This is a genomic window from Corynebacterium choanae (assembly GCF_003813965.1).
GTDB lineage: Bacteria > Actinomycetota > Actinomycetes > Mycobacteriales > Mycobacteriaceae > Corynebacterium > Corynebacterium choanae.
Genome location: NZ_CP033896.1, coordinates 365,458 through 377,519, shown reverse-complemented (window position 1 = coordinate 377,519; position 12,062 = coordinate 365,458). Strand labels below are relative to the sequence as shown.

At 58.3% G+C, this 12,062-nt stretch carries 6 protein-coding genes; all 6 read right to left on the bottom strand.

Annotated features, from left to right (window positions below; translation table 11 throughout):
• Positions 1–315: 315 nt before the first annotated feature.
• The 6 genes from CCHOA_RS01305 to CCHOA_RS01280 all read right to left on the bottom strand — a co-directional run bounded on the left by CCHOA_RS01305 (position 316) and on the right by CCHOA_RS01280 (position 12,003).
• Positions 316–2,049 (bottom strand): dipeptide ABC transporter ATP-binding protein, encoded by a 1,734-nt coding sequence (locus CCHOA_RS01305; protein WP_123925967.1) that lies wholly within the window; start codon positions 2,047–2,049, stop codon positions 316–318.
• A 165-nt stretch (positions 2,050–2,214) separates the two neighbouring features.
• A complete protein-coding gene (locus CCHOA_RS01300) occupies positions 2,215–3,072 on the bottom strand; it encodes an ABC transporter permease (protein ID WP_377740226.1) in 858 nt (285 codons plus the stop codon).
• A 16-nt stretch (positions 3,073–3,088) separates the two neighbouring features.
• On the bottom strand, positions 3,089–4,072 hold the full coding sequence (locus CCHOA_RS01295; protein WP_123930602.1) for an ABC transporter permease: 984 nt from the start codon (positions 4,070–4,072) through the stop codon (positions 3,089–3,091).
• A gap of 215 nt (positions 4,073–4,287) precedes the next feature.
• Positions 4,288–5,970 carry a TIGR04028 family ABC transporter substrate-binding protein gene (locus CCHOA_RS01290; RefSeq protein ID WP_123925963.1) on the bottom strand — a complete coding sequence of 561 codons (1,683 nt, stop codon included), beginning with the start codon at positions 5,968–5,970 and terminating at the stop codon, positions 4,288–4,290.
• A gap of 518 nt (positions 5,971–6,488) precedes the next feature.
• On the bottom strand, positions 6,489–10,088 hold the full coding sequence (metH, locus tag CCHOA_RS01285) for a methionine synthase (RefSeq protein ID WP_123925961.1): 3,600 nt from the start codon (positions 10,086–10,088) through the stop codon (positions 6,489–6,491).
• A gap of 739 nt (positions 10,089–10,827) precedes the next feature.
• Complete coding sequence (locus CCHOA_RS01280) at positions 10,828–12,003, bottom strand: IS1249 family transposase (RefSeq protein WP_123925960.1); 1,176 nt, start codon at positions 12,001–12,003, stop codon at positions 10,828–10,830.
• Positions 12,004–12,062 lie beyond the last annotated feature (59 nt).

Below are 12,062 nucleotides of genomic sequence, written 5' to 3'. Positions count from 1 at the left end.
AGGTGGGCGCGACAAGTGTTCAGCCATGGCCTTCCCAGCTGCGCGGCCGCACACTAGTGCCCTGCTGCACCAGCTCAGTGGCGGATACGGCACTATCTTGATACGCCAGCATTACCTGCCAGCACGACGCCTGCAAACTTCAGCGCCAACAACACCGGTGCAGCATTCCGGCACGGTGTGTTGAGTAGTGTTGCCAAAAACAAAGGCGGTGCGCGGCACAGCTAGACCCCAGATCTTGCGGCGACATACCCAACGCACCTGCGGGCAGAGGTTGCTACGGCAGGTGCTGTGTTGGCAAGGTTGGGCAACCCCTGGTTACAGGCCGAGGTTGAAAGCACCACTGGTGTAGCCGCGCCCGGGAATAGCCTCTAACAAGGCTGTGGTCAGGGGCGCTTGGGGATGTTGGAAGACTTGTCCAATCGGCCCATGTTCAACTTGGATTCCGTTACCGATCACAGAAACGGTGTCGGCGATTTGGCGAACCACAGCCAGATCGTGGGAGATGAACACATAGGTGAGCTGTAGGCTTTCTTGCAGCTGCTGCAGCAGATCAAGAATGCGGGCCTGCACAGTCACATCGAGCGCCGAGACTGCCTCATCAAGGACGACGAGTTCCGGTTCGATCACGAGCGCCCGTGCCAGCACAACCCGCTGCCGTTGACCCCCGGAGAGTTCCCGTGGTTTCCGTTTCGCCAATGCCGGGTCGAGTGCGACAGTCGATAACATGTGCGCTACTCGTTCGCGGATTTCTGCTTTGGAAGCGTTTGTGAGATTTTGCAACGGTTCGGCAATCGATTGGCCGATGGTGCGCCGCGGATTCAAGGCGCTCAGTGGATGTTGCGCAACCAGCTGTACTTGGCGGCGGAAGTCCCGGTTTATTGTTGTTGGGTTGCCGTGCAGTAACACTTGTCCCTGTGATGGTGCAGTGAAACCGGCAATAATTTTTGCCAACGTGGATTTTCCGGATCCGGATTCGCCCACAATGGCATGGGTGGTGCCTGATTCGACGGTGAAATGCACATGGTCAACGGCGGTGAAATCACCATAATATTTGGCCACATGGTCGACTTCGAGCAGCGGCGCAGGTTGCGGTGTGTTTGCTGGCACGGCCGGTGTGGTGTGGGGTTGGCGGATCGTTGGTGCGGTGGGGGCGACCATGGCGGCGATTGCCGGTGCGTCAGCAATCAGTTGTCGGGTGTAGGGGTCTTGAGGGTTGCTGAATACAGCCGCGGTGAGTCCTTGTTCGCGGACATGGCCGTGTTGCATGACCACGATCTGATTGGCGCGATCGGCGGCGACTGCCAGGTCGTGGGTGATGAGCAGGACGCCGAGGGAGTATTCCCGGGCGAGATCGTCGAGCAGGTCAAGGACGGTGCGTTGCACGGTCACATCGAGTGCACTGGTTGGTTCGTCGGCGATGATGAGTTTGGGGCGTAGTGCGAGGGCTGCGGCGATAAGAACCCGTTGCTGCATTCCGCCGGAAAGCTGATGGGGATATTGGTTGAGCCGCTGGGCTGGTTGGTCGATGCCGACCCGGGCGAGTAGGCGTTCGCATTCCGCGGTGATGTCGCTTATCCCAAGTGCGCGGGTTGCGGCCGGATGCAGGTCGAAGATTTCTCGGAGGTTTGCCCCGATGGTTTTGGTGGGGTTGAGCGAGTTCGCTGGGTCTTGGGGGATAAACCCGATGGCCGGGCCACGATAGGCGGTGAGCTGTTGCTCATCGAGGACGCTGATCACCTGTCCTTGGAAGAGAATATCCCCGCCGCCGATGAGCGCATTGTCGGGCAGGAGTCCGATGACGGCGTGGGCGGTGGTGGACTTCCCTGACCCGGATTCGCCGACCAGGGCGGTCACCTGCCCCGGATAGACGGTGAGGTTCACAGCAGTGACGGCGTCGACCCGTGCCCGGGTCGCGTTGTTGCTGTGATAGCTAATAGACAGGTCACGCACATCAAGCAGCGGATATTCGGGGCGTTCGGGCAGGGTGTGGGCGGCGGGGGCTGGTGTTGGTGACACCGGCCAGGTGGTGGTGGTGGTAGGTGAAGTCATGGCGGTGAAATTCAAGCAATTCTTCTTCTTGGGGGGGACTATTGGTGGCCAGTACAGCGCTGGCGGCACATGCCCATAAGCAGTGGTGCCAAACGAACAGGCTCCTGGTGTGGTGGGTGATCACTACGCTACGCAGCAATGCGGGAGTCGGGTCGCTGCCGGGTGTTAGTCGAGTCGTTGCAGGGCGCGGCTGATGGTGTTGGTGGCCAGCACCACAGCCACAATGACGGCGCCGGGGAGGAGGGTGAGCCACCAGGAGGTGGCAACATAGTCGCGGGCTTCCGCAATAATGACTCCCCACTCCGGGGTGGGTGGCGGGGTGCCGTAACCTAAAAATCCCAGGACAGATAATTGGAGGATCGCCGAGCCGAATTGGACTGCGGCTAGTGCCACCACGGCTTGCAGGGAGTTCGGCAGAATATGGCGGTAGAGCACGGCGAATGTGGATGAGCCGGTGCCGTAGGCGGCCTGCACATAGTCACTTGTTGCCGCTTGGAGGGCTTGTGCCCGGGAGAGTCGGGCGAAGGTGGCAATACTGGTGATACCGACGGCGATGGCGGCGTTGATGGTGCCGAAGCCGAGCAGCACCACAATGCTTAATGCGAGCAGCAGCCCAGGGATGCTTAACAGTACGTCGATAATCCGCATGAGCAGGTTATCGACGATGCCGCCTTTCGCCGCTGCTAGCACCCCAATGGTGGTGCCGACAATCATGCCGAGGCTCACAGCAATAGTCGCACCCAGCAGGGATTGGCGGGTGCCATAGACAACCCGGGCGTACACGTCACGGCCGACTGCGTCGGTGCCAAACCAGTGCGTGGTTGACGGGGCAAGCAACCCCGGGTCGGTGCCGGTGGTGGGATCAAAATGGGTAAACAGTTGCGGCACCAGTGCCCACAGTAGGGCAATAAACAGGACACATCCGGATAGCACTGTGGCCGCGGATGGTAATCGCCAACTCGTGTGGGGGCGACGAGAGGTGGTGCGCGGTGGCGCAGCGGGTGGCAGGGAAAGGGTGTTCACGGGTTGTTCCTCAAGCTTAAGGTTGGGCGGCAGCAGATTGGGCAGCAGATTGGGCAGCAGTGTTGGGGGCACGGCGCTGCAGCCGCGGATCAAGGAGCGGATAGAGCAGGTCAACGACAATATTGACGACCACATAGGCGGCGACTGCAAGGACAACGATCGCCAGCAGCACTGGGGTGTCCCGGTTGGCGACGGACAACACCGTCAGGGAACCTATACCCGGCCGGGAGAACACTGCCTCAGTCACGACTGCCCCACCGATGAGTTCACCGAAGATCAAACCGATCATGGTGACCGCTGGCAGCAGGGCGTTGCGGACAATGGTGTGGAAGAACAACCAGCTGCGGGAGGCACCCTTGGCCCGGGCAACCGTGACATAGGGCTGGTTGGCGACATCGGCAACACTGCGCACCAATACTTGTGCGACGGGGGCGATAATCGGCACTGCCAGGGTTACCGTGGGCAGGATCAATGCCTGCAGGGGGCTTGCCCCAATCACGGGTACTAGCCCAAGCCGGAAACTCACCACTTGAATGAGGACAATGCCGACTAGAAAGACTGGCAGGGAAACGAAGGTGGCAGGCAGGGCAGTGACAAGTTTTCGCAGCCAGCCCGCCTGCACCCGATAGGACAGATAGGCAATGGCCACCGAGACGATCAGTGCAACAGTAAGCGCCGCCGCGGCAAGCACCAGGGTGCCGGGTAGTGCTTGCCCGATGAGCGTGGTCACTGACGCGCCGCTGGCCGCCGAGTAGCCAAAGTTTCCGGTGAGAAATCCGCTCAGCACAATAAAATATTGGGCAAGCAGTGGTTTATCGAGCCCGTAGGCGTTACGGATTTCAGCGATTTGTTCCGGGGTCAGCCCAAGTTGAGGATCTTCGAAGCGGGCGGCCACCGCATCGCCGGGCAGGGCTGCTAACAGGATAAAGGTGACGGTAAACGCGGCAAATAAGACGGCGATCCCGGAAAGCAGCCGGCGAATGACATAGCTTGCGGGCAGGGTCGCGGCTGATCCTGTGGCGGTGCCACGCACAGCAGCTGGAACCGCCGATGATGTGTCCGGGTCGGTGGAATTGCTGTCTGCTGCTGCGGGGTTCGGCGTTGCGTTGCTTTGCCCCGGGGAGGCAGCCGCGACAGCCACCGGCGACGGCGTCCCAAGTTCTGGTGGCAACAGCGAAGTGTGGTGTGAGTGCTGCTGAGGCAGATTCGACATAACTATCCCTCCTGCTTGTGCAGCAGATAAAAATTGGGGCGTCCAACGGGTTCGGTGGTAAAACCGCTGATCTTCGGCGCCACGGCATACACCTGTGGTTCTTCAAACAGTGGTATGAAATAGGCTTCGGCGAGCAGGCGCTGTTGGGCGGCGGCGCTTGCCGCCATCCGATCAGCTGTTTGCGCGCTGGAAGCAATCTGCTGGAGCAGATCTTCCAGCTGCTGGTCGCCGACGGTGCCGTCGGGCAGACCGTTGAGAATTTTGTTCACATTGTCGGCCGAAAATTGGCTTTTCATGGCGTCCAGTTCGGCGCGGCCAAATACCGAGTGGGAGATTTGGATTTTGGTGATGTCGCTGGAGGCGACGGTTTGGGCGGTGTTGTCCCCGGAGTAGGGGTTGATCTCAACGCCGATGCGGGATAAGTGTTCCTTCGCTTTGGTGATGACATCCCGGCTGCGGGGCATCACTGTCGCATAGGAGACTTGCAAGGAGAGACGCTGCCCGTCTTTCACCCGGATGCCGTCCTCCCCACGACGCCAGCCGGCCTGATCTAACAGCTGGTTTGCCCGGTCAGGGTCGTAGGCAAACCATTCGGGATGCTGGGCGCGCAGATCCACAAAGCCGGGTGCATTGTGTGCAACAGCCCCATCGGCGCGGTGATAGCTCGGGGAGAACAGGGTCGTTAAAATCTCGTCCCTATTAATGCCCAACGTGATTGCCTGCCGCACGCGAATATCGGCAAGAAGTGGATGCCGGAAGCGAAGATGAAAACCGTTATTCGTGCCGCGGGTGCTTGCCGAAACTATGTCGATGCCTTTGGCCAGCAGGTGTTGTTCCATCGGCGCATCGACGGTGCGAATAATGTCGGCTTGACCGGCCACAATGGCACCGACCCGGACAGCGGATTCCGGGGTGGCGATGACGGTGATTTGGGCGATGTCGGCTTTGCCTTGTTTCGCTAATACTGGGGGTGCCCAGTTGTAGTCTTCCCGGGCGGTGAGCACGGTTTGTTTGCGGATGGTTTCCCCGGTGATGACATATGGCCCTGATCCGCTGATTGCAAGGGCGTTGCCGGGACCGAATTCGTCAAGGCTGCGGTCTAAGGTGGCGTTGCTATACAGTCCGGAGTTAATTGCACTGGTCGATTGCAGGAATCCGGGGGCGGGGCTGTGAAAATAGAATTTTACGGTGAGCGGATCAATAACTTCGCTGTGCGAGTAGCCGCTGATTTGTGAACTTACTGACAGCTTCCGGCTTTTATCGCCCAGCCCATAGAGGTCAAAGTTTTTCGCCACATTGGCAGCATCTAACGGGCTGCCGTCAGAGTAGGTGACCCCGGGGCGAAGGTGGAAGGTGTATTCGGTGGCATCGGCGTTGATCTCGGGGAGGTCGGTGGCGATCCACGGATACAGTTCAAGGGTTTCGGGGTCCTGATAGAGCAGCCGGTCGGTGATGTTGCCGACGATGCCGCCATTGGGATAGTAGCCCGCATTGGGTGGATAGAGCGTTGTCCAGTTGGCTTGGTCAAGATAGGTGATGGTGTTGCTGGTTTCGGCGGTAGCACGTGTGTTGTCGAAAATGATGATTCCACCGGCGACGAGCAGTATTGCAGCAAGGATAGCGAGGAGGGTTCGTTGTCCGCTTCCCCGCCGGGTGGGGCGGTGTAGCAGTGATGCGTTGTTCATAGCTAGGAAATATAGACCGCTCAGTCCATTCAAGTCTAGACAGAGCAGTCTAGGTAACAGCAATACCACAGCGACCTGCGTCAATACGGAAACCTCCCCCGCCAATCACTCCCCCTTTATCACCCCCGAATAGCGCAGGACACCCACCAAAAAACACATCAATCCCCGCCCCGCTATCCGTCTGGCAACAGTAAATAATCATCCGCCAACAGTGAGCCCTTAATAGACAAATCGGTCTAGCAGCCCCCTTCTGCCCAATGTGTCCCAGATCAACCCTCTGGCACCTTCCCAGATCAACCCTCAGGCACCCGCCGAGCCTGACCAGCATCACCCGACCGGCACGCTGGTACCACACCCCAAAAAAACTGTGCCTTACCAATCAGTACAGCAGCAGCGATCCATCACCAACAGCAGTAAGGATCTATCACCACCAGCAGCATCAGCAGCAGTAGGGGATACGCAAACAGCAGCGCCAGGAACCAGTCCTGTGCGCTGCTGTTGGTCTTATTACGACGATGCTAGGTGTTAAAGTATTTGGCCTCCGGGTGGTAGAGCACAAATGCATCTGTCGACTGTTCAGGATGCAGCTGCAACTCCTCCGAGATCTCTACCCCGATACGCTGCGCATCAAGCAGCTCCACCACAGTGCGGCGCGGCGCAAGATCCGGGCAGGAGCCATAGCCGAAGGAATAGCGGGCGCCCCGATAGTCCAGATCAAAGAACCGTTTCGGATCCACCGCATCATAGTCACCAACCATTTCCTGACCGTCCAAAGCGAGCTCTTTGCGAATCCGGGAATGCCAATATTCTGCTAGCGCCTCCGTCAACTGCACACCGATCCCGTGCACCTCTAAATATTCCCGGTATCGTTCGGCCGCAAACAGCTGATTTGCATACTCAGCAATAGGATTCCCCATCGTGACAAGCTGCAGCGGGAACACATCCACTTGGCCAGTTTCCCGGGCTTGCTTTTGATCCAAAATAAAGTCAGCAATACACAGATGCCTGCCCCGCTGCTGGCGGGGGAAGGTGAAACTGGTTCGAATCGGCGCATTCGGATCCGGCTCAGTGAGCAGATGCACCGTATCCCCTTCGCTGACCGCCGGGAAATAGCCGTACACCACTGCCGCATGGTCTAAGATTTTTTCCGCTTTCAGCTCGTTGAGCCAGCCCCGCAGCCGCGGGCGACCAACTTCTTCCACCAGCTCATCGAAGGTCGGACCATCCCCGCCACGGGTGCCTTTCAAACCCCACACCCCCATAAACAGGGCGCGCTCATCCAAATTCGCTAAATATTCGCTCACCGGCAACCCTTTGACCACTCGGGTTCCCCAGAATGGTGGTGTTGCACGCGGGATCGTAGCCGCCACCGCGGAACGTTCCGGGACTTCCACTGGGGCGGCTTCCGCTTTCCGTTTCGCCGCAATTTGTTTTGCCCGTTCCCGGCGCGCCGCTCGGGCAGCCCGGTCGGCAGCCCGCTGCTGCGCTTGAGCGACGAGTTCAGGGTTGTCCTGATCGGTGGTGTGCCCGCGTTTTTCCGCCATAATCTCGTCGACGAGGCGAAGGGTCTCAAAGGCGTCTTTGGCATAGTGGACGTCACCTTCATAGACCTTGGTGAGATCATCTTCCACATAGCCGCGGGTCAGCGCCGCCCCACCGAGAATCACTGGAATATCGAATCGCCCTGCCTCGTTGATGGCTTGCAGGTTTTCTTTCATCACCACGGTGGATTTCACCAGCAGACCAGACATGCCTACCGCATCGGCGGCGTGCTCTTCGGCGGCGGATAAAATCGTGGCAATGGGTTGTTTAATTCCCAGATTGACGACATCGTAGCCGTTATTCGACAGGATAATGTCGACAAGGTTTTTCCCAATATCGTGGACGTCACCTTTGACGGTGGCCAGCACCACGGTGCCTTTGTTGCTGCCGGAAGATTCTGCCGCCATGAACTGTTCTAGGTGACTGACTGCAAGTTTCATGGTTTCAGCGGACTGCAGCACAAAGGGCAGCTGCATTTTCCCGGAGCCGAAGAGTTCCCCGACTTCTTGCATGCCGCGCAGGAGGTCTTGATTGATGATGGCCAACGGGTCTTTTTCTTGGCGGGCAAGATCGAGGTCTTCGATCAGTCCGTGTTTTTCCCCATCGATAATCCGCTGCGCGAGACGATCGGCCAGCGGCATGGCGGCGAGTTTTTCCGCCCGTGCATCGGCTGCCCCTTTCGCATCGACTCCGGCAAACAATTCCATAAAGGTAGCTAGTGGATCATAGTCGTCACGGCGACGATCCCACACCATGTCGAGGGCGACTTCACGCTGCCGGTCATCAATCTGGTTCATCGGCAAGAGTTTCGACGAGTGGGCGATCGCCGAGTCAAGGCCGGCCGCGATCGCTTCGTGAAGAAATACCGAGTTTAAGACTTGCCGGGCGGCAGGGTTGAGTCCAAAGGAGATATTCGACAGCCCAAGGGTGGTGTGCACCCGCGGGTAGCGTTGTTTCAGTTCCCTGATCGCTTCGATGGTTTCAATACCGTCGCGGCGGGTTTCTTCCTGGCCGGTGGAGATCGGGAAGGTTAAACAGTCGACAATAATGTCTTCCTGCTGCAGACCGTAGGTGCCGGTGATGTCGTCAATAAGCCGGGAGGCAATGGCGACTTTATCTTCCCGGGTGCGGGCTTGTCCTTGTTCGTCGATGGTCAGTGCAACAACAGCAGCGCCGTGGCGGGCAACTGCATCCATTATTTTCCGGTAGCGGGAATCCGGCCCGTCGCCGTCTTCAAAGTTCACCGAGTTCACAGCACAGCGGCCACCGAAGCATTCCAATCCGGCTTCAATGACGGCAGGTTCCGTCGAGTCGATCATCACCGGCAGCGTGGAGGCGGTGGCGATCAGCGGCGCCAGCCGGCGCATGTCTTCCACCCCGTCGCGGCCAACATAGTCGACGCACAGATCTAAGAGGTGAGCACCGTCGCGGGATTGGGTTTTCGCAATGTCGATACAGGTGTCCATGTCGCCGGCCAGCATCGCCTCCCGGAAGGCTTTAGAGCCGTTGGCATTGGTTCGCTCCCCGATGAGGGTAATACCAGTGTCTTGGGTGAGTGGTACTTGTGCATAGAGCGATGACACGCAGCCGCCGGGGATGGTACCTGCACTTGTGTCCCGGGTTTTCGGGGTGAGGGTGCTGACAACGTCTTTGACCTGTCGGATATGTTCCGGGGTGGTGCCGCAGCAGCCGCCCACCAGGCGCAGCCCATAGTCGGTGACAAACTTCCCCAAGGCGGTAGCAAGACCTGCTGGCGCAAGCGGATACACCGCCCCATTGGGGCCAAGTTCGGGCAGGCCAGCATTTGGCATCACACTGATTGGCACGGTTGACGTTTGTGACAGATACCGCAGATGCTCACTCATCTCATCAGGACCGGTGGCACAGTTGAGCCCGATACCGTCCACGCCCAGGGCAGAAACAGCAGTATAGGCGGCGGCGATATCAGAACCCACCAGCATGGTGCCGGTGGTCTCTACGGTGAGATGCACCAAAATTGGCAGTTGCCGATCGAGTTCTTGAAATGCTGCCCGCACCCCGTGAACCGCAGCTTTGACCTGCAAAAGATCTTGGGCGGTTTCGATCAGAATCGCATCCGCACCACCTTCGACCAGGCCAAGACCTGCTTGCTGGTAGTAGTCGCGCAGCAACCCAAAGGGGGCATGACCCAGCGAGGGGAGTTTCGTGCCAGGACCTAGGGCGCCGACCACAAACCGGGGAATACCGTCGTCACCGGGGCCGAATTCGTCAGCGACCTCGCGGGCAATCTGTGCCCCCAACCGGGCAAGTTCTCGACATTCGTCGGCAATCCCATAGTCGTTGAGGTTTGGATGATTACAGCCGAAGGTGTTGGTCTCCACCAGGTCGGCGCCGGCCGCAAAATAGCTGCGGTGAATGGCGGCGACCACATCGGGACGGGTGCGGTTGAGTACCTCATTACAGCCTTCGTGGCCGAGGAAATCTTGCTCCACATCGAGGTCATATTCCTGCAGCTGGGTGCCCATAGCACCGTCGCCGATCACCACCCGTTGTTTGAGGGCGGCAAGCAGATCACGTTTCGCCGGATATTCAGCCATGACTAGACAGAGTAGTCCAAAGCTAAACTGAATAAAAACATCCTGGTTGCCGGGGGTAGCTGCGCTGCTTTAGCAGCCTTTTTCCCGCAATAGTGAACCGCTTAGTTCGGCATGGTTTGCACAGCTTTGTGCAGCGACCCTACCCCGATCAACTATCCCCACCAGCAGCGATCCCCCTGCCGCTACCTTCCCCCCTTCACCAACCACCCCACCATGTGCCAAATCCACTCCCCTGACCGTCCCGCGAACGCTGCATCGGGGAACCTGCAAGCAAACCCATCCCCCAATCCACGAGATGCTCACATCACACCGACGGCTATTGCGCTCATCACGGCGATAGTGCTAGCGTGAGGACAACTACAAGGATAGTGATGGCGCTTCAGATCGCTGAAGCTTGCCAGCTTGACCTGCCACACTGTGTGCTGTTTTCGAACCATTCCGCACGGTTGCTAAGGTTCCCGCCGCGCAAAGGCGACGAACCAGTCGACACCTGGGGAAAAGTATTCGATCGCTGTACACAGCACAGCTTGGACGGTGTTTCCGCACCGGGTTTTACACCTCGTGCGCGTGCACGCCTGCAGCTGTGCGCTGGATTGTATCGCCCCTTCCGGACGAACAGACCAGTGTTCTCGGGCAGGTCATTTCGCATTTCCACCCCAAAATGACGAAATCTCGAAGGAGCCCCGATGCGGGTTAAGGGACAAAATGTGTGTCTGGGGGTGGGGGTGGCTGTGGGGGTTTAGATCGTTCCTTTTCTGATCCCGACGGAGTGTGTGTACTCGATGTCGATATGATTGTCGTACAGCGCGGGGCGTCCGGTTTGATGGTTTGCTTCGTTGTTGTTGACTGGGGTGAGGGTTTCTACTTTAGCGAGTGAGTCTTTGCCCCAGTTTTGTTGTTTCGCGATGATGTGGGGATCAAGCGGATCTCGGGTGCGAAAGTGGAGCCACCAGTCGATATTGGTTCGTTGACGTTCTCCTTTTCTACCGTGGTGTTGTCTGGCGATGAGTTTTAAAGGCCCGTTGATACCGCCTTCGAGGCAGTTGGTTGTGGAGGCGAACGCCTCAGGGTTCTTCGCGCTGGGATGGGGGGTGAGGTAAGCGAAGAGTTTGCCGTCTTTTGCCAGGTGGTAGAGCCTGTAGAACGCGCGTCGGGCGCGTTGATGGGTGAAGACTTTTTTCTTTTTCCCGGTGAGGGGGTCGGTGATGGTGGTTTTTTCGTTCATCCAGCTGTTGCAGTCTTGTGTGAATTGGTGGAGGTAGTCGATCCATTGGTCGGCTTGTTCACGGGTTGTGATGCGGGTGAGCTGGAGTGCGAGTTGGTAGATGATGGTGCCTTGGGGTGTGCGGGGTCGGCTGGTGATATCGCGTCGTGTGTTGCGTTGGACGTGTACGAGACAGCGTTGGATAGGGGTCTGTGGCCAGCATGAGGTCATCGCTGTGTAGGCGCCGTTTCCGCCGTCAATGACTGCCATAAGTGGCGGGGTGATATCACGGATGAGTTGTGTGTAGTCGTAGGTGGTTTCTTGCTTGCACCAGCGCCAGGCAAGGACGTAGTCACGGGTTGCTGCGATGAGGAGACAGCCGCCGTTGAGGTAGGTTCCGTCGAGAAAGATTTGATCGTAGACGGGGTGGTTGTGTGGTTGGGGCACGCTGATCAGCCACAGTGGCTGGAAGTGGCGGTGAACTGTTTTCGGGGATGTGCCACGAGCAGCGGCGATGTCGGCGATGCTTTTATTGCTCGTCAGGTGGGAGATGAACTCATTCATCCAGGTTCGAGCGGTGATATCGGGCCGGGTTTTACTTGTAGAGGCACCGCAGTGGATACAACGCCATCGTGTGGTGCCTTTTGTTGTTGTGCCGTTTTTCTTTGTGGGGTTACCGCAGATACTGCAGCGGGGACGATTGGTTGACATAACCCTGAAGCCAACAGGATCTATACCATGGGGTGGTGGTGCCGTCAAGGGTTATGGAG